This is a genomic window from Paraclostridium sp. AKS73 (assembly GCF_025671395.1).
Lineage (GTDB): Bacteria > Bacillota > Clostridia > Peptostreptococcales > Peptostreptococcaceae > Paraclostridium > Paraclostridium benzoelyticum.
Genome location: NZ_JAIXHU010000001.1, coordinates 21,067 through 44,661, shown reverse-complemented (window position 1 = coordinate 44,661; position 23,595 = coordinate 21,067). Strand labels below are relative to the sequence as shown.

General features: G+C 27.7%; 29 protein-coding genes, 4 pseudogenes and 1 other annotated feature. Of the genes and pseudogenes, 4 read left to right on the top strand and 29 right to left on the bottom strand.

Features of this window, described 5'->3' with window-relative positions:
* Nucleotides 1-35: 35 nt before the first annotated feature.
* From LEQ07_RS00265 to LEQ07_RS00245, 5 genes are all read right to left on the bottom strand, one after another.
* Complete coding sequence (locus LEQ07_RS00265; RefSeq protein WP_263329135.1) at nucleotides 36-215, bottom strand: hypothetical protein; 180 nt, start codon at nucleotides 213-215, stop codon at nucleotides 36-38.
* Between the two features lie 2 nt (nucleotides 216-217).
* Nucleotides 218-649, bottom strand: a complete 432-nt coding sequence (locus LEQ07_RS00260) for a flavodoxin family protein (protein WP_263329132.1) — start codon at nucleotides 647-649, stop codon at nucleotides 218-220.
* A gap of 10 nt (nucleotides 650-659) precedes the next feature.
* Nucleotides 660-2,429 (bottom strand): SpoIIE family protein phosphatase, encoded by a 1,770-nt coding sequence (locus tag LEQ07_RS00255; RefSeq protein ID WP_046823331.1) that lies wholly within the window; start codon nucleotides 2,427-2,429, stop codon nucleotides 660-662.
* Between the two features lie 32 nt (nucleotides 2,430-2,461).
* Complete coding sequence (locus LEQ07_RS00250) at nucleotides 2,462-2,728, bottom strand: hypothetical protein (protein ID WP_263329131.1); 267 nt, start codon at nucleotides 2,726-2,728, stop codon at nucleotides 2,462-2,464.
* Nucleotides 2,729-2,808: 80 nt separating this feature from the next.
* Nucleotides 2,809-2,949: a hypothetical protein gene (locus LEQ07_RS00245; RefSeq protein ID WP_263329130.1), complete on the bottom strand. Its 141-nt coding sequence runs from the start codon at nucleotides 2,947-2,949 to the stop codon at nucleotides 2,809-2,811.
* A gap of 375 nt (nucleotides 2,950-3,324) precedes the next feature.
* Here LEQ07_RS00245 and LEQ07_RS00240 point away from each other — a divergent pair, with 375 nt between their 5' ends.
* Complete coding sequence (locus LEQ07_RS00240; protein WP_263329128.1) at nucleotides 3,325-3,519, top strand: hypothetical protein; 195 nt, start codon at nucleotides 3,325-3,327, stop codon at nucleotides 3,517-3,519.
* A 29-nt stretch (nucleotides 3,520-3,548) separates the two neighbouring features.
* Here the strand turns inward: LEQ07_RS00240 and LEQ07_RS00235 are convergent, their stop codons facing one another.
* The 11 genes and pseudogenes from LEQ07_RS00235 to hpt all read right to left on the bottom strand — a co-directional run bounded on the left by LEQ07_RS00235 (nucleotide 3,549) and on the right by hpt (nucleotide 10,673).
* Nucleotides 3,549-3,746: a hypothetical protein gene (locus tag LEQ07_RS00235; RefSeq protein ID WP_152650805.1), complete on the bottom strand. Its 198-nt coding sequence runs from the start codon at nucleotides 3,744-3,746 to the stop codon at nucleotides 3,549-3,551.
* 130 nt (nucleotides 3,747-3,876) lie between these two features.
* The gene (locus tag LEQ07_RS00230; RefSeq protein WP_046823334.1) at nucleotides 3,877-4,092 is read right to left on the bottom strand and encodes an alpha/beta-type small acid-soluble spore protein; all 216 of its coding nucleotides are present in this window, start codon (nucleotides 4,090-4,092) and stop codon (nucleotides 3,877-3,879) included.
* A 195-nt stretch (nucleotides 4,093-4,287) separates the two neighbouring features.
* Complete coding sequence (locus LEQ07_RS00225) at nucleotides 4,288-5,565, bottom strand: NAD(P)/FAD-dependent oxidoreductase (protein WP_263329124.1); 1,278 nt, start codon at nucleotides 5,563-5,565, stop codon at nucleotides 4,288-4,290.
* A complete protein-coding gene (locus LEQ07_RS00220) occupies nucleotides 5,516-6,004 on the bottom strand; it encodes a phosphatase PAP2 family protein (RefSeq protein WP_263329122.1) in 489 nt (162 codons plus the stop codon). The genes LEQ07_RS00225 and LEQ07_RS00220 overlap by 50 nt, the downstream gene beginning before the upstream one ends.
* Nucleotides 5,983-6,360, bottom strand: coding sequence for a phosphatase PAP2 family protein (locus LEQ07_RS00215; protein ID WP_263329120.1), 378 nt, complete (start codon nucleotides 6,358-6,360; stop codon nucleotides 5,983-5,985). The genes LEQ07_RS00220 and LEQ07_RS00215 overlap by 22 nt, the downstream gene beginning before the upstream one ends.
* Nucleotides 6,361-6,434: 74 nt before the next feature.
* A complete protein-coding gene (locus tag LEQ07_RS00210) occupies nucleotides 6,435-6,839 on the bottom strand; it encodes a PTS sugar transporter subunit IIA (protein WP_263329119.1) in 405 nt (134 codons plus the stop codon).
* Between the two features lie 12 nt (nucleotides 6,840-6,851).
* Nucleotides 6,852-7,646 (bottom strand): PTS system mannose/fructose/sorbose family transporter subunit IID, encoded by a 795-nt coding sequence (locus LEQ07_RS00205; RefSeq protein ID WP_332842817.1) that lies wholly within the window; start codon nucleotides 7,644-7,646, stop codon nucleotides 6,852-6,854.
* 33 nt (nucleotides 7,647-7,679) lie between these two features.
* A complete protein-coding gene (locus tag LEQ07_RS00200; protein ID WP_021429985.1) occupies nucleotides 7,680-8,447 on the bottom strand; it encodes a PTS mannose/fructose/sorbose/N-acetylgalactosamine transporter subunit IIC in 768 nt (255 codons plus the stop codon).
* A gap of 15 nt (nucleotides 8,448-8,462) precedes the next feature.
* Nucleotides 8,463-8,878: pseudogene (locus LEQ07_RS00195) on the bottom strand (PTS system mannose/fructose/N-acetylgalactosamine-transporter subunit IIB).
* A 235-nt stretch (nucleotides 8,879-9,113) separates the two neighbouring features.
* Nucleotides 9,114-10,052 carry an ROK family protein gene (locus tag LEQ07_RS00190; protein ID WP_046823339.1) on the bottom strand — a complete coding sequence of 313 codons (939 nt, stop codon included), beginning with the start codon at nucleotides 10,050-10,052 and terminating at the stop codon, nucleotides 9,114-9,116.
* 99 nt (nucleotides 10,053-10,151) lie between these two features.
* Nucleotides 10,152-10,673, bottom strand: a complete 522-nt coding sequence (gene hpt, locus LEQ07_RS00185) for a hypoxanthine phosphoribosyltransferase (RefSeq protein ID WP_263329117.1) — start codon at nucleotides 10,671-10,673, stop codon at nucleotides 10,152-10,154.
* 223 nt (nucleotides 10,674-10,896) lie between these two features.
* Between hpt and LEQ07_RS00180 the strand changes: the two are divergent.
* Nucleotides 10,897-11,981: pseudogene (locus LEQ07_RS00180) on the top strand (pyridoxal phosphate-dependent aminotransferase).
* 4 nt (nucleotides 11,982-11,985) lie between these two features.
* Here LEQ07_RS00180 and LEQ07_RS00175 read toward each other — a convergent pair.
* The 12 genes and pseudogenes from LEQ07_RS00175 to uppS form a co-directional block, all read right to left on the bottom strand.
* Complete coding sequence (locus LEQ07_RS00175; RefSeq protein ID WP_263329115.1) at nucleotides 11,986-12,372, bottom strand: YkvA family protein; 387 nt, start codon at nucleotides 12,370-12,372, stop codon at nucleotides 11,986-11,988.
* A gap of 71 nt (nucleotides 12,373-12,443) precedes the next feature.
* Nucleotides 12,444-13,448, bottom strand: a complete 1,005-nt coding sequence (gene asnA, locus LEQ07_RS00170; RefSeq protein ID WP_046823342.1) for an aspartate--ammonia ligase — start codon at nucleotides 13,446-13,448, stop codon at nucleotides 12,444-12,446.
* 112 nt (nucleotides 13,449-13,560) lie between these two features.
* Nucleotides 13,561-13,820: a binding site (T-box leader), on the bottom strand.
* Between the two features lie 259 nt (nucleotides 13,821-14,079).
* Nucleotides 14,080-15,791, bottom strand: a pseudogene (gene ptsP, locus LEQ07_RS00165) (phosphoenolpyruvate--protein phosphotransferase).
* Nucleotides 15,792-15,872: 81 nt separating this feature from the next.
* Nucleotides 15,873-16,133: an HPr family phosphocarrier protein gene (locus tag LEQ07_RS00160; protein ID WP_021429993.1), complete on the bottom strand. Its 261-nt coding sequence runs from the start codon at nucleotides 16,131-16,133 to the stop codon at nucleotides 15,873-15,875.
* 59 nt (nucleotides 16,134-16,192) lie between these two features.
* A complete protein-coding gene (locus LEQ07_RS00155) occupies nucleotides 16,193-17,398 on the bottom strand; it encodes a patatin-like phospholipase family protein (protein WP_035115535.1) in 1,206 nt (401 codons plus the stop codon).
* A 199-nt stretch (nucleotides 17,399-17,597) separates the two neighbouring features.
* Nucleotides 17,598-17,942, bottom strand: a complete 345-nt coding sequence (locus LEQ07_RS00150) for a hypothetical protein (protein WP_046823977.1) — start codon at nucleotides 17,940-17,942, stop codon at nucleotides 17,598-17,600.
* A gap of 48 nt (nucleotides 17,943-17,990) precedes the next feature.
* Nucleotides 17,991-18,200, bottom strand: coding sequence for a hypothetical protein (locus tag LEQ07_RS00145; RefSeq protein ID WP_263329112.1), 210 nt, complete (start codon nucleotides 18,198-18,200; stop codon nucleotides 17,991-17,993).
* A 12-nt stretch (nucleotides 18,201-18,212) separates the two neighbouring features.
* Nucleotides 18,213-18,299, bottom strand: a pseudogene (locus LEQ07_RS22735) (hypothetical protein); the annotation flags it as partial.
* Complete coding sequence (locus tag LEQ07_RS00140) at nucleotides 18,296-18,475, bottom strand: hypothetical protein (RefSeq protein WP_263329111.1); 180 nt, start codon at nucleotides 18,473-18,475, stop codon at nucleotides 18,296-18,298. The gene LEQ07_RS00140 and the pseudogene LEQ07_RS22735, both read right to left, overlap by 4 nt.
* A gap of 333 nt (nucleotides 18,476-18,808) precedes the next feature.
* Nucleotides 18,809-19,720 (bottom strand): HsdM family class I SAM-dependent methyltransferase, encoded by a 912-nt coding sequence (locus LEQ07_RS00135; protein WP_263329110.1) that lies wholly within the window; start codon nucleotides 19,718-19,720, stop codon nucleotides 18,809-18,811.
* A 110-nt stretch (nucleotides 19,721-19,830) separates the two neighbouring features.
* Complete coding sequence (locus LEQ07_RS00130; protein WP_263329109.1) at nucleotides 19,831-20,616, bottom strand: N-acetylmuramoyl-L-alanine amidase family protein; 786 nt, start codon at nucleotides 20,614-20,616, stop codon at nucleotides 19,831-19,833.
* Between the two features lie 72 nt (nucleotides 20,617-20,688).
* Nucleotides 20,689-21,333: a polyprenyl diphosphate synthase gene (gene uppS / locus LEQ07_RS00125; protein ID WP_046822703.1), complete on the bottom strand. Its 645-nt coding sequence runs from the start codon at nucleotides 21,331-21,333 to the stop codon at nucleotides 20,689-20,691.
* A 240-nt stretch (nucleotides 21,334-21,573) separates the two neighbouring features.
* Between uppS and LEQ07_RS00120 the strand changes: the two genes are divergently transcribed.
* Nucleotides 21,574-21,954, top strand: coding sequence for a DUF4358 domain-containing protein (locus LEQ07_RS00120; RefSeq protein WP_263329108.1), 381 nt, complete (start codon nucleotides 21,574-21,576; stop codon nucleotides 21,952-21,954).
* A 132-nt stretch (nucleotides 21,955-22,086) separates the two neighbouring features.
* Nucleotides 22,087-23,031 (top strand): mannose-6-phosphate isomerase, class I, encoded by a 945-nt coding sequence (manA, locus tag LEQ07_RS00115; protein WP_263329107.1) that lies wholly within the window; start codon nucleotides 22,087-22,089, stop codon nucleotides 23,029-23,031.
* Between the two features lie 41 nt (nucleotides 23,032-23,072).
* Here manA and LEQ07_RS00110 read toward each other — a convergent pair whose 3' ends face one another.
* Nucleotides 23,073-23,594, bottom strand: a complete 522-nt coding sequence (locus LEQ07_RS00110) for an amidase domain-containing protein (protein WP_046822700.1) — start codon at nucleotides 23,592-23,594, stop codon at nucleotides 23,073-23,075.
* Nucleotide 23,595 lies beyond the last annotated feature (1 nt).

The following is a 23,595-nucleotide window of genomic DNA, read 5'->3' as shown; positions in this document are numbered from 1 at the left end:
TTATAGATTATCCACATATTTTTAGTAATCATAATTCACTTAAGCGTAAAAAAGCTTGTATTTAACCAAGCTCTTTTATATCTTTCACATAATTTTCTATTTTTTTCTAAATGTACCTTTTCAATTTCATTCTCTATAAAAGCTAATCTATCGCTGCTATTTATATAATGATTATAAGATAGCTTAGTATTTATACTTTTAAAGAAAAAATCCATGACTATCTGTCCACCCTTAAATTGAGATGGATATGGATCACTACCTCCAACGGCAATATACATACCAACTCGTTTTTTATTTCTATCAATAGATGGTTTTTTAGTATATATTTACTTGCATATATTGCTTGTGTTCTGTCAACCAAAGTTTTAACCTTTGCAGATATGCAGTCAAAGTGAACAGGACTAACTACTATAGCACCTTTAGCTTTGTCAAACATATCATACATAGGCGTCATATCATCCTTAAATTTACAAAACCCTGTTTTTTCACAAAATCCACAAGCTGTGCAATATTCTATATCCATATCATATATATCAAAAACTTTGTAGGTTATTTTATTTTCATCCAAACTTTCAATTATCGATTTTACTATATGTGAACAGTTTTTATTTTTTCTTGGACTTCCATTTATTATTAAAACCTCACTCATATTAATCTCCTTATCGCTCTTTAAGAGTAACAATTAATATATCATCTTCAAAATTACTTTTTCTTGAAAATTCCCATAACTTAGATTTCAATCTAGTTTCCATATCATCTTGATCTGAAAAACTAGTTTCTTCTAAAAATGTTTTTAGTCTGTCTACACCAAACTCTTCTTTGTTATGATTTTTTATTTCTAATACCCCGTCTGTGTATAAAGAAACAGTTTTATATTTAGATATATCAATTTCTTTATCTGAATATTCTACTTCTTCTAATATACCTATTGGTATACCCTTACTACATTTTAGAAGTGAAGCCTTATGATTTTTATCTACTCCAATTGGATAGTAATGTCCTGCATTTGATACAATCATTTTATTTTCATTACTTTTTATTACCCCTATTATACAAGTTGTAAAAACTCCCATTTTATCAAATTCATCAAATAGGAATTGATTTATGTTTTCCATTATTTCGCTAGGTGTATCATATTGTTTTGCTAATACTTTAAATGCACCCTTTATCATAGCAACCATATAGTTTGACACAATACCATGCCCCATTACATCAGCTAGTATAGTTACAACAGTTCCATCATCTTTCTTTATAACATGATAGAAATCTCCACCTACTACTTTTGCTGGCTTATGAAAATATCTCAATTCTCTATTGTTATCTAATACTTTATTTCCTTTGTTCATTATAAGTTTTTGTTGTTGATTTAAAACTTTAAGTTCATTTTCTAAAACTTGATGCTTTACCTCACTCTTACTATACTCGTAAAGCTGCATAGCAACAGCTACTTGCTTAGCAAGTATACTAAGTATATTTAAATCATCTTTAGTATAATTTTTTGCATTAGTACAAGCTATATATCCTACTATATCATTTTTATTTATTAATTTATGATATATATAGGTCTGAATTCCTTGTAAGTCCACATCACCATGTATTTCATTGGAGTACGAACCTACAGTTTTGCTGTCAATCAGTTTGTCTAAAGTATAATAAACATCTGGTTTAATTTTATCTAAAGTATAAAAGCTTGATAGCTCTTTTTTCTTTCCACTTATATTAGCTCCATGTATTACTATAACAGCTTCTCTACTTTTTGTTATATTACAAGCTTGCTTACTTAAATGGTCTAAGAAACTTTTTATGTCTTTGTTCAAATATAATTTTTTTGTTGCATCATTTATAGAAGATATCGCTCCTCTTAATTTGTGTATAAGATTTTGTATATCATTATTTTTACTTGTTATCTCTATAGATAAACTTATTAAAGATGCTACTGACGAAATAAAGTCCATATCATCATCTGTAATTTTATCATCTTCAGTTAAAAAACATGTCATAAATCCAGTCACTTTATCATGAACTATAAGTGGAAATACAATTCTCCCTATATATCCTTCATTTGTAGCTAAATCCCTCTCATCAAGTGCTCTTTCATCTAAAAATACATTTTTGACATAAACTACTTTTTGCTCTCGTACAGCCTCGTGAATATACTTAGGATACTGATTAAAATCTATTTTAACTCCTATTGGCTTCTCTATAGGAAACACCTTAGATATATAGTTTAGAGTTTGTGAACACACTAAATAAGCATGTTCATAATTATTTTTATAAAATAAATTTACACATGCTTTTGCTGGATGAACTACATCTAACATTTTTTCAACTATTTTATCTTTTATTTCAAAGAAATTATCTGACTCCGTTACTAAGGTTGATATTTCTACTACACGCTTAAGTCTGTCATTTTCATTGTAGTAATTCATATAGGTGTTTTCTCTCCCCTCTTTATAAAAGTCTATTTATTAATATTACTATATATATCTTTTATAGTAAACATAAAAACTATTATAAAACACCCTATGATTATGTAGTTAAAGTTCGAAAATATACCTATAAACAATAAACATACTAATGCATTTATCTTTTGCTTAATTTTATCTGTAACTACACTTTGACTACTACATTCTAAATTTATTTTTATATTTTCCATTCCATCTTTAACTTGATCTGTTATTTGATTTGCAATATGAAGTTTACTAATTCCATATAAAATTAGTATCAATATACTGCCTACTCCAAATAATATATTAATACTTAATGATATTACTATTATAGTTAACCCTATTATTAATTTGAATGCTACTAAAAAAAGCTGTCTACCTTCATAGCTATATTACTTATATCTTTAAATTCATCTCTAATATTATATTCTTTACTTGGCATACTTTTCATTTTTGATTTAACTATTTCAGAATAAAAAAGCTTAATAATACCATTTATCATAAATTCATCCTCCTTTATATATATTTGTAATATTTACAATTATATTATTTCCTATACTTGTTAATACTGTTAATATAACGTAATTAAGGAGTGATTTAATGCTTATTGAAGATTTAGACTTGGAAACCAGAAGTAAAATATATAGTTTTACTAAAAAATTTTAAGAAAATATCAAAAAGGTATAACTACAGGAAAATTAACTGCTGCTAAATTTGCTGAAAATATACTATCTAACGAAGAAATAACAGATGTTATAAATTCTAATTTACTTGATGACGAGGATTTTAAAATTTCCTATACAAGTTATATTCAAACACTTATTAAGGATCAAAATGAAACTATTAGTAATTCAAAAAAGAAAAAAATTAAAAAACAGTGTTAAAACCATCAATTACTCAACAACTTCAATTAAAAAAACTTTTACACGAAACTGGTTTTGAACTTAATATACCTCAACAATATTTAAATGAAAATGACGTTAGTAATATTTCAAAATACATTTCCACTGGGCAAATAGATTTAGGTAATGAAAAAATTTATAATTATGTTAATAAAATACAAAAGCACTAAGGTTTGTAATTCCCTTAGTGCTTTTATATTTATCCTAAAGCTTTTTCTAACTTAGCAAGATGTTGAATTGGATAATACTTAAGTAATTCTCTGAATTGTTCAACCGAAAGACCTTCAGTTGTAGTATATATTTTTATTTTTTCATCTAAATCTCCATTTATAAATTTAGTTTTTACTTCTTCAAAGTTTATTGCCATAACAACTACTCCTCCTTTTATGTATTTCATTTATATTTTGTCCATCTCTTCTATTTTTACTCTTAAATTGAAATAAATAAATCTCATAGATTATAATCTTTTTAATAAATATAATTTTTAAAACATAAAAAAAGGAAGGTTTTATCCTTCCTTTCTTTAACTATCTTTGTTGTCCACTCATTTGTTGTTCTGCCATTTCAACTAATTTTTTAGTCATGTATCCACCAACATATCCATTTTGTCTTGCTGTCATATTTCCTTTGTCAGCAGTGTCATAATTAGATATACCTAATTCATTTGCTATTTCTAATTTCATTTGTTTTAAAGCTGCTTTAGCTTCTGGTACTGCTTTAGTGTTATTATTGTTTGTTGTCATGTTGATTACCTCTCTTTATATTAGTTTATTTGTAGTATTTATGGAGTTTTATTTAAGTGGCAAATTTACCATGAACAACTCTTTACTCCATTTACTTTGTTCGTTGTTCATGTTCTTATTATGCCAATCTTAGTTTTTTATATACATTAAAAATTTATATTTTTTTATTTTTTACTACAAATATTAAAAGAGATATTAACAACTTATACCTGCTAAATATCCTGTTGAAAATGCAATTTGTAAATTAAAACCACCTGTATATCCATCTACATCTATTACTTCTCCTGCAAAAAATAAACCACTAACTATCTTTGACTCCATAGTTGATGAATTTATTTCATTTGTCTTAACTCCACCAGATGTTACTATAGCTTCATCTATAGGTCTATACCTTTTTATATTAAATTCCATGTTTTTTAATAAATTGACTAAATATTTTCTTTGCTCTTTTGAAATTTGATGAACTACTAAGTCTCTATTTATATTACTTTGTTTAATAACATAAGGTATTAGTTTTTTAGGTAGTAAATCATCTAAACTATTTTCAAATTTTTTATTAGTATATTTTTTAAAATCCTTTTGAATTCTCTTATCCAAAGTTTCTTCACTTAAAGCTGGTTTTAAATCTAAATAAATCTTATATGTTTCATTTTCAAAAGATTTCATTCTGCAACTTGCTGATTTTATTATAGGCCCATCTATTCCAAATTCATTAAATTCCATTTCTCCAAAATCTTCAAAGATATTTTTCCCTTTCTTATCCATTACTTTTATAGAAACATTTCTAAGAGATAGCTTATTTAACTCATAAACATCTTCCATAGTTTCAAGTCCAATTAAAGATGGTATAGGTTTCACTATAGTATGTCCTAAATTTTTTGCAAATTTATATCCATCACCTGTTGAACCTGTTCTTGGATAACTCATTCCTCCAGTTGAAACTATTACACAATCACAGTTTATAATCTTTTTATCTTTTAGAACAACACCTTTGACGTTTCCATCTTTTACTTCTATCTTATCAACTGATGCATTCATAACAATTTTTACATTATTTTGTTTTAATTGTTTTTCTAGTGCAACAACAACATCCTTAGCTTTATCACTCTCTGGAAAAACTCTTTTTCCTCTTTCAGTCTTAGTTTTTACTCCAAGAGAATTAAACATATCTATGACTTGATCATTTGTAAATGTATAAAATGAACTATATAAAAATTTTCCATTAGTAGGTATATTTTCAATAAGCTCTTCAATATCACAATCATTAGTTATATTGCATCTTCCTTTTCCTGTTATAAGCAATTTTTTGCCTAGTCTATCATTTTTCTCTAGTAAAGTAACATCATTACCCATACTAGCTGCAGTTGAAGCTGCTATCATCCCTGCTGCTCCTCCACCTATTACAACTACTTTTTCAAATTTATCATTCCTTCCAAATTTTATCGAATAAATATGGCGCTCCTGCCATTGCATATACCATCAATATAAAATACCTTAAATAACTACCTATATAGTTTTGAGGCATGATTAATTTTAAAATAGCATATACTGCCCCTAAACTTAACAATCCAAATATATATCTAAATATTTTAGACTTTAAGCTAACATCTACTTTAAAATTTATACATTGTCTTTCTATTATATAACCAACAATAAATCCACTTAATAGTCCTGACATTTTTATGTACTCTATACTATTTACAATAAATATACCTAATATCATAGGGATTACTATTATCATAAAATAACTATACTTTTGACTTTCTTCAATTTTTATTATTATACAATTGCATATAATAGTGAAAAATATTCCGAAAAACCATCCAAATAATACGTCAACAGGCCAATGGACACCTAAATATAATCTTGATAACCCTATACATATAAACATTATTGTACCAAATAAATACATATACTTATTTTTAATATATTCATTATACTAACCCAAAAAGTAGTTCCTATTTGAGTATGACCACTTGGAAATGAATACCCTGTTGCAGTTGATGTTCTCATAGATTCAATTCCTTCAACACCTATTGGTCTTGGAGATTTAAAATACTCTTTTACTCCAGTATTTAATGCTATATTTCCTGTTAATGCAAAAAGTAATCTTGCTCCATACTTTTTATTTATACACCAGTATAGAATTGAAGCTAATACTAAAATAATAGGTATCTCTGTGCTCATAGTTATTATTAAAAATATCGTATCTAATATTGGATTATTAAAAGATTGTACATACTTTAATATTTCAACTTCCATATTCATTTTTAATATCACCCTCCTTTTAAAATAAATATAATTATTATTATATAGAAAAGAGTAGCCTAAGCTACTCTTTATTATATCCCGTCTTCACAAAACTCAATTATTTTCTTTTTTGGTTTTATACTATTTATTCCTGTCTCTTTTATTAAATCAATGTCTATTTCGCAACCTAATGACTCCATCATAGTAGATTCAACTACCATAGGCAAATTAGTTCCGCAAAACACTTCTATGTTTTTATTTTCTAATTTTAACTCACTACTAACCTTGAATGGAGTTCCCCCTGCTAAATCTGTAAATATATATATTTTGCTTTCTATATTTTCATTGACTAAAGACTGTATTTCTTCTTTTAAATCCCTTGGAGTCTTTTCTTCAGTAAAATCAACTACTTTCAGAAATTTATATTCTCCTACTATTAAATTTAAACTACTTTTTATTCCTGATGCAAACTTTCCATGCCCTGTTATTATAATCAATTCAACTTCCCCCTAAAATAAACCTATATATGCACCTAATATACCTATTGCCACCATTATTAATATATTTACAAGTGGGCTTACATTTTTCTTAACCAATCCGTACATTCCAAAAGTCAGTCCAAGCGGTAATATTTTAGGCATTATTCCATCTAGTATTTCTTGTACCTTTAAAGTAGTTTCTCCTATCGGGATTTCTGTTACTATATTTATATTTACATAAGAAGCTATAAGTGCACCTACAACGATCATACCTAATATTGTTGCAGCTCTTGTAAACTCTTTTGCATTTTTAGTTAGTCTTGCTATACCATCAACTCCAGCTTTATACGACCAATGCATTAGCCAAAATCTTAACCCTAAATGAACAATATTAAACATTAATAAGAAAACTATAGGTCCAGCTATACTTCCTTGAAGTGCTAAGTTTGCTCCAACTCCTGCCGCAATTGGAAGTAATGTAAACCAGAATATCGCATCTCCTATTCCACCTAAAGGCCCCATAGCTGCAACTCTTAAAGATCGTATAGTTTGCACATCTGATTTTTTTTGTTCTAAAGATAATATAATTCCCATAACAAAAGTTATTAAAAATGGATGACAATTAAAAAATTCTAAATTGTGTTTCATAGAAGTTGCTAAGTCATCTTTGTTTTTGTGTATCTTTTTAAGCCCTGGTAGTATAGAGTATAACCATCCTCCAGCTTGCATCCTTTCATAGTTAAATGATGCCTGTAAAAACATAGATCTAAAAGCCATTTTATTTAAAGTCTTCTTATCTAATGTTTCACCTTCACTTCTGTCTATATACTCAGTATGAATTATTGATTTTTTTCTATACTAGATGCCATCACTCATACCTCCTCCGACATTTTTAGTTTTTATACTAATATTAAAGTCGTATATAGCAACTACTAACCCTACTATAGCTAATGCTAAAAGCGGTAAATTTAAATATGCAACTAATACAAACCCTAACATCATAAATATAGCGTAATCTTTGCTTAACATAACTTTAAGTAGCATTGCAAATCCTAGTGCAGGCATCATTTTTCCTGCTGCAGTTAATCCAGTCCAAACTTGTTCTGGTAAAACTCTAGTCAGTGTGTCTCCTATTGCTTGCCCTGCTAATAATCCAGCTAAAACAATTAATGCAAATGATATCCCTAATATTGCCATAGCCATATAGTTTACTTTATCTATTCCCTTTGGATTAGCTTCATTAGCTGCTTTATCGCATAATCCCATTAACGGAGACATTACTGTAAATAGAGCTGTTACTGCATATTGACCTAATAATGCAAATGGTATTGCAAGTGGTAATGCTGCACTAGTGTCTAGTCCTGATGTGATTGCAAATACAGTAGCCATAATTCCACCTATAACTGCATTTGGAGGTTGTGCTCCTCCAACTGGCATAGCTCCTATCATCATAAGTTCATATGATCCACCAACTATAAGTCCTGTGTTTAAATCTCCCATTATAGCCCCAACTATCGGACCCATAACTATAGGTCTATATAAAGACTCTAAAAAGTTAAATTGGTCAATGGCAGCTATAAAAGTTACAATTAGTATAAGAACAATCTGCATAAAACCTAATTCCATGACTTTACCCCTTTCTTATTTGAATAATTCATCTATACTTTCAGCAGATTCACTAGGAACTCTTCTGATTTCTAGCTCTACACCTAATGCTTTAAGTTTTTTAAATACGTCTACATCATTATCATCTATACAAACTGCTTTAGAAACTTGTCTTTTACCTTGAGCCATATGCATATTCCCTATATTTACTTTTTTTATAGGAACACCTCCCTCAACAAGTTTTAAAACATCTTGTGGAGTTTCACAAATTATAGCGATATGCTGAGATTCACTAGCTCTATTTATTATATTTATTGTTTTTCTATAGAAAAATATCTTGTTTGAGCAAAGCTTGGAGCTGCCATATCCATTAATCCCTGTCTAAATTCATTTTTTGATACTTCATCATTTGCCACTAATAATAAATTAGCTCCAACACTAGAAGACCACATAGTAGCTACTTGCCCGTGAATAAGCCTATTATCAATTCTTGTTAAAACTATATTTGGCATAATATCATCCCCCTTAGATTTTTTTATGTAATTGTTTAAATACTTGTGTTTATACTTAATTTTACGTAGGTAACTTGTACTTTATTATAATTTTTTGTGCAATTTAAATATATTTGAGCAAAAAAAAGAGAAGTACTAAACTTCTCAAAATCATTAATATATTTATTATAAAATTTTAGCTTAAAAATGCTGCCCCAACTATACCTGCATCTGCACCTAACGTTGCTATTACAATATCTGCGAAGTCTTCATTTTTATAAATTATATACTTTCTAACTAATTCATCTAATCCATCTAATATTATATCTCCAGCTCTTGATACTCCTCCACCTAAAGATATAACTTCTGGATCTAATGTATTTATCATACCTGCAATAGCTTTCGCTAAATACTCTTTGAATCTGTTTATAGTTTCAATAGCAACTTTATCGTTTAATCTATATGCATCAAATACATTTTTAGCATTTATGTTCTCTATATTGTTATTAGCTAATTCTAGTATTTTACTATCATTGCCTTCTTCTATTAATTTTTTAGCATACTTTATAATAGCTGTAGCTGAACAAAAAGTTTCTAAGCATCCATTGTTTCCACAGTTACAATCAAAATAATTAGTGTCTACTATAACATGACCAATTTCAGACCCCATATTATGTGCTCCATTGAAAACTTTCCCATTTATTATTATTCCTCCACCTACTCCAGTTCCCAGAGTATACATAACTCCTACATCGCAACCTTTCATACTTCCAGCTTTAGCTTCTGCCAAAGCTGCAACTGTAGCATCATTTTCAGCATATACATTTGTTTCTGGAAACTTAGATTTTAAAGTGTTTATGAAGTCTTCTTCCTTCCAACCTAAGTTAACACATGTCACTTGCCCCTTTTTATTTATAAAACTAGGAACTCCAAATCCAATTGACTTAATCTCTGAAATTTGAACACCGTTTTCCTCTAACATGTTTCTTACGAGTTTATTAATATCTTCCATTATTTTTTCAAATCCACTTAAAACATCCGTTGGACATTCTTTTCTAAAAAGAATTTGCCCGTTTTCATCTACTACACCAGCTTGTACTCCTGTACCACCTATGTCTACACCTATATAGTACATATTCATATCCCCCTTATTTTATAATTAAGTTCTATTTATAATTTTATTATACAATCAATCTTAATTATTTAAAATATATTTTAAAATAATAGTAGAAGATTACTCTCCTACTATTCCTATATATGGTAAGTTTCTATATTTTTCTGCATAGTCAATTCCATATCCAACTATGAACTTGTCTTCTATAACAAATCCCACATAGTCAACATGCATATCAACTTTTCTTCTTTGTGGCTTGTCTAATAACGTACATAATTTTAAAGATTTTGGATTTCTAGTTTTTAATGCTGCCACTAAATTGCTTAATGTTAATCCGCTATCTATTATATCTTCAACTATTAAAACATTTTTACCCTCTATATCTACATCTAAGTCTTTTAATATTTTAACTGTTCCTGAAGATTCTGTTGAGCTTCCATAGCTTGATACACTCATAAAATCTATATTAACATCTAAGTTTATATTTCTTATTAAATCAGCAACAAATACACTCGCACCTTTAAGTATACCTACTACTAATAATTCTTGTCCTTTAAAATCTTCCTCTATTCTTTTTCCTAGCTCTTTAACTTTTGTTAATATATCTTCTTCACTTATCATTACACCTGTAACCTTGTACATAATTGTACCTCCAATTTACCGTATATTAATATATATCATTATAACATATACTTTAAATAATTTGTGAAATATTTTTTTATTTTATTTAATAATAATTCGTGTTTATTTCTTATCCTTATTATTCCCTTCATATATTTTTATTTTTTACGTATTAGTTATATATTATATGCAAATTATTATATATAATTATTATTGTAATCAATATTTTAGGAGGACTATTAAAATGAGTACAAATCATGGTGCTAACTTATACGACCTATCAAATAAATTAGGTTTAAATAAAAATGAATTAAAAGATTTTAGTTCAAATATAAATCCATTAGGCTCTTCTAGTTTAGGTAAAAAAGCTATTATAGATAATATAGATATGGTATCTATATATCCTGACCCAAACTACTATAACCTAAAGAATTCAATATCAGAATATTGTAATTGTAATATAAAAAATATAGTATTAGGAAGTGGTGCAACTGAACTTATTTCGTCATTTATAGAAATAGTTAATCCAAAAAAATCAGTTTTATTATCTCCATCTTATTCTGAATATGAGAAAGAGTTGAAAAAGGTAAAGTGTGATATATATAAATTCTTTTCAAAAAAAGAAAAGAAGTTCAAAGTAGATGTAGATGAGTTTATAGATTACATAAACATAAATAAGTGTGATTTAGTTGTTATTTGCAACCCAAACAATCCAACTGGATTTGCATTTAGTAAAAATGAAATAAAAAAAATATTAGAAAATACAAGTGCCTTTTTAATGGTTGATGAAACATACATTGAGTTTACAGATACACAAACTTATTCTTCTACACATTTGGTAGATAATTTTAGCAAGTTATTTGTAATAAGAGGTACCTCTAAATTTTCGGTACTCCTGGCATAAGACTTGGATACGGGCTTACATGTAATCCTCAAATACAAGATTCAATTATAAATCATATAGACCTTTGGAACATAAATACATTAGCATCTATAATGGGTGAAGTTATGTTTACTGATTCAGACTTTATAGATACTTCTAGTTCTGTGTTGAAATGCGAACGAGAATTTTTATTGAGAGAACTTTCTTCGATTGAAGACTTGGAAGTGTATCATAGTGATGGTAACTTTATACTTAGCCAAATTAAAACAAAAAAAATAACAGCATCAAAGTTAAGAGAAATTCTAATTGAAAAGAAATTCATAATAAGAGATTGTAATTCTTTTGAAGGTTTAGATGAATACTTCTTTAGAATTTGTACTTTAAATCATGATGATAATGTTTTATTGATAGAGTCTTTAAAAGATATACTTAAAAATGAAGAGTAGGAATCTACTCTTCATCTTTTATTGAAAAATCTACTCCCTCAATTATATTTGGGTCATAGCTTTCTTTTTTTAATTTTTTATATTTTTCTATTTCTTCACTAATTATACCTAAACTCCATAACAGTACAAATAAATCATCTACAAAACCAAATACTCCAGTTATCATCTCTGGAATAAAGTCTATTCCCGATACAAGATATGTTATAGCTATAAAAATTGCAGATGTAACTTTGGTTTTACTTATTATATTAACCTCTTTATCTGTAAAAAAGTCAGGTAATTTAAATAGGTTAATTATAAACATAATTCCAAACTTAGCGTCTTTAAATCTTACTAAAACTTTTTTTAATATATCTAAAAGTATATCTATAATTCTCATTAATACTTTCATAATTATCACCCCTAAAGTTATAACTTAAAACTATTATAACTCATAGAGCATTTTTCTTAAACATACAATTTTTACAATAAGTTGATACCAGATTTCTCACATTTTTTTATCATATCTTTCGGCCATATACCTACTTGAACTTCACCTATATGGGCTTTATTTAGAAAGTACATACAGATTCTAGATTGACCAATTCCTCCACCTATAGTGTATGGTAATTCTCCTTTTAAAAGAGATTTATGATAATCTAATTCTTTTCTATCTTCACATTTAGCTAACTTTAATTGTTTTTCTAAACTTTTTTCGTCTACTCTTATCCCCATAGATGAAAGTTCTATAGCGTTATCTAAAACTGGGTTGTAAAATAATATATCTCCATTTAATTCCCAATCGTCATAATCTGGACTTCTTCCATCATGTTTGTCTCCTGTAGATAATACTTTACCTATTTGCATTAAAAACACAGCGCCTTTTTCTTTTACAATTTTATCTTCTCTTTCTTTTGGTGTTAAACTCGGATACATATCTAACAGTTCTTGAGATGTTATAAAAGTAATTTCTTCAGGTAAAGTTTTTTGTATTTCTGGATATATACTACTTACATGTTCTTCAGTTTCTTTAAAAACTGAGTAAATATTTTTCACAATACCTTTTAAAGTATCTATGGTTCTTTCTTTTTTATCTATTATTAATTCCCAATCCCATTGGTCAACATATATTGAATGAATGTTATCTAGTTCTTCATCTTTTCTAATAGCATTCATATCTGTATATAATCCTCTTCCTATTGAAAATCCATATTTTTTTAAAGCCATTCTCTTCCATTTAGCTAAAGAGTGAACTATTTCTGCATTTTTCTTTATGTCCGGAACTTCAAAGCTTACAGCCTTTTCAGTTCCATTTAAGTTGTCATTTGTTCCTGTCTCGGGTAGAACAAATAATGGTGAGGATACTCTTGTAAGTTTTAATGTTTCTCCTAGTCTACTTTCAAAAAAATCTTTTAAGTCTTTTATAGCTTGTTGTGTCTGAATTACTTCTAATTTTGATGTATATCCTTTTGGTATTATTAAACTCATATTAATACTCTCCTTTTATTTTTTATTTTGAGAGTATGACGTCATACATTTTAACTTATAGTGTGGCCATCACTATTTATTGCATAAAAAAAACTCTCATCTCTATATAAAATATAGGGACGAAAGTTTATATCTCCGCGGTACCACCCTGATTAACCTGAATATATTATCAAGTTCTCTCAAATAACGCAGCAAGATAAATCTTAGTGCGTTCCAACTTGATAACGGTTTGGTTCCGTCTAAGCCTACTCTTTAAAATTTCGGTTAGCAACTCCAGGATGTTCTTCAATATAGGCTTCGTATTGGACTCACACCATAACCAACTCGCTCTTGACTACTTCCTATATATACTCTTCCTTTCAACGTCTTTTTAAAAGATTTGAAATTGTTTAAAGTAATTTTATTTCAATATATGATTTATGTCAACTAAAATTTCTTATCAAATCATTTTTGTAATTTAATTAAATATATAATTCTTTATTTCTTATTTTTCTATTGTTTTTATTTTAATTGACTTTATTTTTATTCCGTTTTATGCTTTTTAATTTATTTTCAAAAAACTTTATTTTTCAGAATTTTTCATCAAAATAAAAAGAGCTACTATTAATAGTAGCTCTTTTTATTTAATATATTACATATTGAAAGTTTTATCTACGTAAGCTTTTATATCTTCTGCTGTTCCCATAGTTAATACTTCATTAGCAAATTTCTTCATATCTTCATATTTAACAGAAGTTATGAACTTTCTAGCTGGAAGTATAGATATTGGAGACATAGAGAACTCATCAAGACCCATTCCCAAAAGAATAGGTATCATTCTTTGATCTCCTGCAGCTTCTCCACACATTCCTACCCATTTGCCTTCTTTGTGAGCATTGTCTATTACCATTTGATAAGTCTTAATACAGCCGGATTAAATTGATTATATAAATAACTTATTTTTTGGTTCATTCTATCTACTGCACAAGTGTATTGTATTAAGTCATTAGTTCCTATAGAGAAGAAATCTACATGTTTAGCTAATATATCTGATATTACTGCTGCAGATGGTATTTCTATCATCATTCCAACTTCTACATCTTTAGAATATTCCATTCCTTCAGCATCCATTTCAGCTAAAACTTCTTTTATTATCTCTTTAGATTTTAATAGTTCTTCTAAAGAAGATATCATAGGGAACATTATTCTTAATTTTCCATGTACACTAGCTCTATATAAAGCTCTTAATTGAGTTTTAAATATATCTGTTCTATCTAGACATAGTCTTATAGCTCTATATCCTAAGAACGGATTCATTTCTTCGTCCATTTTGAAATATTTTAACTCTTTATCCCCACCTATATCTAATGTTCTTATTACTATAGGTTTTCCATTCATACCTTCAAGAACTGCTTTATATGCTTCATATTGTTCTTCTTCACTTGGGAAATCATCTTCCTTATCCATGTATAAGAACTCAGTTCTGTATAGTCCTACACCTTCTGCATCATTTTTTAGTAATCCTTCTAAATCATTAGGGCTTCCTATATTCCCTGCAAGCTCTACATGTCTATCATCAAGAGTTATAGAAGCTTTTCCTATTAATTGCTTTAATGCTTCTTTTTCTTCATCAAATTTAGATTTTAAATCTCTATACTCATTTATAACTTTTTCATCTGGGTTAACTATAACTTGTCCTGTTTCCCCATTGAATACTATAAAATCTCCATCCTTAACATTTTCAGTTACATCACTTAATCCAACTACTGCAGCTATTTCTAATGTTCTAGCCATTATAGCAGTATGAGAAGTTCTACCACCTATGTTAGTTAAGAATCCTAAAACCATTTTTTTATTCATTGTTGCAGTGTCTGATGGAGTTAAGTCATGAGCTATTAATATAACTTCTTCAGATAAAGCTGATAAATCTACAACTTTTATACCTAATATATGTCTTAAAACTCTATTTGTAACGTCCTTGATATCTGCTGCTCTTTCTCTCATATATTCATTGTCCATTGACTCAAATATACTTACAAACATCTCTTTAACTTCGTTTAATGCAAAATCAGCATTTACTTTTTCATCTCTTATTTTAGCTATAGTCTGATCTATTAGTTCTGGATCTTGTAAAACTAATAGGTGAGCTTCAAATATTTCAGCTTCATGTTCCCCTAATTCAACTTTAGCTCTTTCTTTTACTTGCTCTAACTCTTTCTTTGACTCTTCTACTGCAACTTGTAACTTTTCAACTTCGGCCTCAACATTTTCTATGTTCTTCTTCTCTATATTAAGTTCGCTATGTTCTATAACCAAAGCTTTTCCTAAAGCTACTCCTGGTGATGCTCCTGTTCCTTTATACATATATGCGTCCTCCCATTGTCTTGTGTATACATTATATATATTCAACAAACCTCGGTTTTCACCGAGGCTTTTTATTTTTTATTATTCTCCAAATCCGCTTTCTATTAACTCAACTAATGCGTTAACTGCTGATTCTTGATCTTCTCCATTAGCAACTACAACAACTTCATCTCCTTGAGCTAATCCTAAACTCATTATTCCCATTATTGATTTAGCATTTACAACTTTATCTTTTGCCTTTATCTCTACTGTTGATTTGAACTCAGATGCTTTCTTTACAAACATTCCTGCTGGTCTAGCATGTAATCCACTTGCATTTTTGATAGTTACTATTTTTTCCATTGTAATACCTCCATAGATTTCATTTGTTATATTTTGATATAAATATTTGCAATATTAATTTATGCCTTTATATCATTTATTATTATATTTGTTAAAAGTTTAGTAAACCTATTCCTATGAATTGTAATTATAGGTCTAGTTTCAAAACTAGATTCCCAATTCACATTAGAATTCATATTAGTATTTACTACTTCTACTACCTTATTAAAATCATATAAGTTTGTTCTATTTATATTATTTTCCTCAAGCTTTTTCTCATATATACAGTAAAATAAATCTTTATACGAGAAGTCTTTTGGTAAATTTAAACATTCTCCTAATTTTGGAATTATATTTTCTAAAAGTGTCCTTTTGCTTATATCTCTTTTTATGTTCAATGCCTTTGTTAATGATTCTATAGTTTCTTTACTAAGATTGCTTAGCTTATAGAAACAGTAGTCATCATCATATTTATACTCTTTGTTGAAATAATATCTTAACCCATCATATCTGTCAAAGGTTTTCATAGCGTCAAAATACCCTAGCTTAATGTTTTTACTTACATTGTCTGGATCTAGGTTTAGACACCCTCCTAGAGACTCTGATGGCACGATTATCTTCATGTTCACATCTTGATGGTGATTTAAGTTTATTTTTCCAAATAAATCATCAACTAATCTTATAACAACAATATCTTCATATCCTTTTTCTCTTAATAAACTTACAGGTATATTATTATGAAATAAACCATCTAAAAATAATTTATCATCTAATTTATCTAGTTTAAATATAGGCAAACTAGCACTTGCAATTAGATAGTCTAACAATTTTCCTTTTTCAATATTTTCTAAGAACATAGGACTTGGAATTATTTTACCATCCCATACAACTGTGACTAATCCAAAATCTTTATTAGAATTTCTTATAATGTTTTCATCTATAGTCTTTTCCAATAAACTTCTAAATGGACTTATATCTATTCCTTTATTTTTTCTGGCTTTATTTATAAGAGATATAACCCTATTTATGTTTTTAGGAGTAAAGTCAACATTCTTTATGTTGTGGTATGTTTCCTCATCTACATCCATAAAATGAGTATAGTCATATTTAGTCCATATCTCTTCTAAAACCTCTAGGTTATTTTGTACTATATATGCTCCATTCAAGGCTCCTATAGAGGTTCCTGCAACACCTTTAAATTCTATACCTAACTCTCTTAACGCCTTATATGCGCCTAACTGGTATGCACCCTTTGTGCCTCCACCTTCAAGTACTAATCCTTTCATAAATATCACCTTATATAAGTTATAAAGATATATCTTCCTAAAAACAAATATATTACAAGTTTCTCCCTATTTCAAGTAAAAATTATATTTTTTTATAATATTTATTCAATTTTAATTTTATGTTAGATTCTAAAAACAACATAGAAGCTTGTATTTTTAGCATTTTACTAAATTAAATATGAAAAATTTACTATTTTTACTATTTTATATCTAAATCACTGTTTACTATTTTTACTGCTTTTAAGAACATCTTTTTCTCTATAGGATTTAGCTTTATATTTGACATTATATAGTTATTAGGGTCTATTAAATATATCTTTTTATAACCAGTTTTGTAAAACATCATACAAACATTTTTAATATCAGAAAAATTGTCTGCATCAAATGGATCTACATCTATTATTAAATTATACTTAGATGTTTTTATTCCCTTTATTTTATCTCTATAATCATTTACAAACGTTTTTATCTCATTGTTGTTTAAATATCCTTTAACTTTTATATAAACTTTACTATTTCCACCTAAAACCTGAGTATATATCATGATTTCCCCCCTGTAAAATACATTTACTATGAATATATGTATATATACTTAATTTAGTGAATTTAGATTCAATGATTTTTTTATTAGCTCTTCTATTTCTTGTTGTAAATAATTTATATCTTCATTTACTTTATTATCAAATTTAATATTTTTTATAATTTGTTTTGATAAATTTTCTATTTCTATGTAATTTTCATCTTTAAAAATACTTATTTCCATAACTTTGTTCGGATAATAATCATATAAATTTTTACCCATCTTTTTTGCAAATACCTTAAAATAATTATCATATACCTTTGAATTTAATAATCCTAATAAATATTCGTATGAAAATTCTTCTTCATATTCTTTCTTTATACAAAATGAATATACATCGGCACTGCAAAACTATTATTTTCATCAATAGCAAATTTATTTTCACTTGATTTATACGGATACATTATCTTTTTTCTTTCGAACATTGATTTATCTCTACCCCATTGTAATTGATACCATTTGCGAGTATTTTTCTTACACTCTCTTCTATTTTGCAATTTATTTTTATAAGTTTGTATGTATTTTATAGATTCTATGTAATTATTTATATCATTTATATCATCACTATATATAAGTTTTAAGTCACTTTTTTCTATACAATATTTCTTAATATTTTTATTTTTAATCCAATTTTCACTATATCTTTTTCTATATTATTACATTGTATTTCATTATTTTTTATAACAAAAGCTTTATCACATCCAGTTATAATTCCCTGAAAACTTATACATATATCTTTTAGCTTATATTTACAGCTTTTTCTATAACGTTATATAAATTTACATTTTCCTTTTTATCTATAATCCACTTTTCACTCATATCACTTTGATTCATATGTATTTTAGTAAATAGTCACTAAACTTTAGAGTTGATTTGATATCATCTATAAATTTTAATTTAATATTATAGTTGGTAATCCTATAAAAATCAAAACTCGAATCTATGTACGTTGCCTTTTCCATAGTAAATATACAACTTGCTACATTTGCATTTTTAAATACATTAAATCCATTGAAATCTATAATTTCTTTAATTTTAACATTATTAATTATATAGTTTCTTAAATTTTCTCCACTCGGACTTTCCAAAAAATATCTCGGAGTTATTATACTTGCAACTCCATTTTTTAGTAAGTCAATTATACGTTTATAAAAACAAAAATAAATGTCTGACTTATCCTTATATACGTCACCATAATTTTTTATTAATTGCTTTTTATATTTCATAGTCAAATTTTTATGTCCTATATAAGGAGGATTTCCTATTATATAATCAAACTTCTCACCCCAGAATGTTTCTTTCAAAGTATCATCTATTCCTTCATACATTAAACTATCAAAACAGTATATATTAAATTCATCAGTAGGTGAATCTAATTCTTTATTTCTCAAAGAATATTTCAAAACATTTACCGCATTTTGATCTATATCTATACCATATATACAATTTTTGATTATATGTTCATGTATATTCTCAATATTAAGATCCTTTTTTATAATTTCAAACTTTTTATACAAAACATCATATACCTCTAGTAAAAAATTTCCACACCCACAAGACATGTCCAATATTTTAGGAGATGGATTCTTATTAAAATCATGTTCTGTCAAAATTTTATTAACAATATAATCTATTACATATTTAGGAGTATAATAAATCCCCAAAGCTTTTTTTTCATTTTCACTTAAACTATTTTCATATAAATCAGATAAATAGTAATTACTACAATTTAGAATCTCCATATAACTTCCCCCTAGAAAATACACTTTCTAGCTACCATTATATCAAAGTTTGAATTAATTAATATACAATTAAACATAAATAAAAAGAAGTATATAATATATACTTCTTTTTATTTATGTTTAGAGTCTATGTATCTTAGTATTCCTTGAGCTATACCTTCTGCCATTTGATTTTGATAACTCGAGTCACTAAGCTTTTTTTCTTCTTCCTTATTACTTATAAATCCAGCTTCAACTAAAACTGATGGCATTTCTGTCTCTCTTAAAATTTCTAAGTTAGAAGGATAAATACCTCTATTTTTAGTATCTAAATATAAACATATTGTATCTTGTATAGATTTAGCTAACTGTTCTGATCCATCAATATTATTTGACTGGTAATATGTCTCTGTCCCAAACGCGGACCTTCCTCCACTTTCTGAGTTAAGATGTATAGAAACAACCATATTTACCCCTTGTTCATTAGCCATTTTGCTTCTTTCTTCTAAAGATACATATGTATCTTCTGTTCTAGTTAGAATAACTTCTAAGTCTTCGTATTGAGACAAATCTCCAGCTACTTTCTTTGCAATTTCTAAAGATATATTTTTTTCTAAACTACCATCTACTCCCTTAGCTCCTGCATCATTTCCTCCATGTCCAGGATCTATCAATATCTTAATTTTGCCCTTTGATTTGTCTTCATCTAAGCTAAGATGTTCAATTTCAGTCTTATCTTGAGTTTTAGTTTCATTGCTTTTAGTGTCAGTTTTTGTTTTGTCCTCACTTATTGACCCCGTTAACATCTTTAACCCAAAAATTATTGAAAATATAATTGCTAATAATAAAAATACTAAAATTAATAGTCTTGATTTTTTTATTCTTTTTCTCTTAACAGTTTTTTTCTTCTTTGCCATACATCCACCCTTCTACTCTATAATTCAGGTTAATTTTAGCATTTTTCGATTATATTTTCAATATGACTAGCTTTATCCTCCTAAAGTAATATCTTGTTTACTATACCAATTTATAGCTTCATGTATATGATTATGTTTAAAATCTGGCCAATACTCATCTAAAACATAAAAATCTGCATATATAGATTGTACAGGTAAAAAACCACTTAGCCTTCTTCTTCCGCCCCATCTTATTATTAAATCCAATCTAGATATATCAAAAGACTGTATGTATTCATGTATATTATTTTTATTATTTCCTTTAGCTGTGGATAGTGTATTTAAATCCCAATGCCACCCATAATTAACTAGTAAATTAGCTTTTATTTGCCCATCCTTAGCCTCTGTACGACTAGTATACGGAAGTAGTTCCTGTGGAAACATTGGTGAACTAGTATTTCCTATAACTAATAAAGATGCCCCTTCATCCACCAACATCTTCGCTGCATTTACGCATGCATCAGTAAAAGCCTTAGTTTGAGGAGCAGGTCTCTTTGTATTATCTGTCGTAAATCCATAAAATGTGACTTCATCTACACCTATATCTCTGCACACCCTGTATGCTTCAAGCCCTGGATCCAGTCCATTGTCATATCCTTTGTCTTTAGTAAGCCCATTAGATTCAGCCCACCTTCTATTTCCATCTGGTATTATTCCTACATGTTTTGGAATTCTCATTTTAATCACCTCTTGATGTGAATTATTGCCACATATAGAATTTTTACACAATTTTAAATTTTTTATTAAAATTTTTTAAATTTTCAATAAAATCACTCCATTGTTTATTGTATTTATAGTAAACTATAAATATATTTTTATTCGGAGGTATTATATGAAAAAACTTTGTTTTTAGTTTTTTTACTTTTTACTTTTTTACTTGCAGGTTGCTCTTCTAACTCAAATATTAAAGATGTACCCGTGAGTGAAGTTAAAGATGCTATATTAAAAAATAATCTTTTAGATGTAGAACCTTTAAATGATATTCCCGCTTCAGAATTCTATGCTCTTAGTTCTGTAAAAAATGATATGGATGAAGGCTTTATGTTAAGCGCCATGATCAATGTAAAATTAAGAGATGTCATAGTTATAAAAACTGATAATACTGAAGTTGTACTTAAAACTTTAGAAAAGTATAAAAGCAATTCACTAAAATTATTCGCTGACGGATACGGTGGAGAAGATAATATGGAAAGTGTATCAAATTCAATATTGAAAACAATCGGCAACTATGTATATTTTATAGCTACTCCAAATGCTGATGAGATTGAAAAAGTAATTTTAAATACTATTCAACAATAATGTTTAATTTATCTGACTTATCCTATTAGTTAGTTTTTAGTAATTTAGATAAATCTAAGTCTTATTGTCTTTTAAATTAAATATGTTATATAATTACTTTAGATATATTATTTTAATTTTAGGAGGGTATTCATGCAACCGTTATTTTTAAAACCACTATTTATGTACAGAATATGGGGAGGAACTGCATTAAGAGATAATTTTAACTATGAAATTCCATCTGAAAATACAGGTGAATGTTGGGCTATAAGTTCTCATGAAAATGGAGATTGCGAAATTACAAATGGAAAGTTTAAGGGAATGACTTTATCTAACTTATGGTCTAATCACAAAGAACTTTTTGGAAATATGGCTGGAGATAAATTTCCATTACTTACAAAAATATTAGATGCTAATGATAATTTATCCGTTCAAGTACATCCTGATAATGAGTATGCTAAGAAAAATGAACATGGAGAATTAGGTAAAACTGAATGTTGGTATATAATAGATTGCGATGACGATGCTGAAATGATTTTTGGACACAATGCTAAATCTAAAGAAGAGTTAGAATACATGGTTTCAAATAATAAATGGAGCGACTTACTTAGAAGAGTTAAAGTTAACAAAGGAGACTTTTTCTATGTTCCAAGTGGAACAATCCATGCTTTATGCAAAGGAACTCTAGTGTTAGAAACTCAACAAAACTCTGATACTACTTACAGAGTTTATGATTACGATAGAGTAGACTCTAATGGTAATAAAAGAGAGCTTCATGTTGATAAATCTATAGCTGTTACTACAGTTCCTCATGTTGAAAATAAACCTAACTATAGTATTATTGAAAATGATAACTTTAAACTTACAACATTTTTAAGTAATGAGTTTTTTAGTGTTCATAAATTAGATGTTTTCACTGAGTATAGTTCAACGCAAAATAAGCCATTCGAATTATATAGTGTCATAGATGGTAACGGAAAACTAGTATCAAATTCAAATGAATATAGTTTAAATAAAGGCGATAACTTTATATTGCCTAATAACTTTGGAGAATTTAAACTAATAGGTAATTTACAATTAATAATTTCTCATATGTAGTTAAAAAGGGATGCATATTTATTCTAATACATCCCTTTTACTTATTTATAATACCCAAGTATTTTTATATATCTTCTCTCTCCTTCTTTTTCGCTTAAAGGAAAATCTATCAAATCATCGGTATGCTGGCATATTAAGTAATCTAATAAGTAATTTCTATCATCTAGTATTACTTCACTTATTATCATTGTGTGATATGCACTACCTTGATATATCAATTGAACTAAATCTCCTTTTTCTAATTCATCATAATCTGCTAGAACTGCATATATACCGTAATTTTCAGTTTTATATTTATTGTTATTTAAAACATACCTACCAAATGCATCTGCAGATGTCCAAGTTGGAGTTCTACTAAAATCACTATACCAATACCATTGGTGCATTATATCCTTTCCCTCATGATCAAAAGGTATATCCCCTGCATGTATACACTGAGATATATAGTTCGTACAATCTCCTCCCCATGGGTCATAGTCTTTATATTTAGGATTTCTGTATAAAGCCCACGTTCTAGCATAATCAACTGCTGATTCTCTATCATATTCATTTAGAAATCTCATA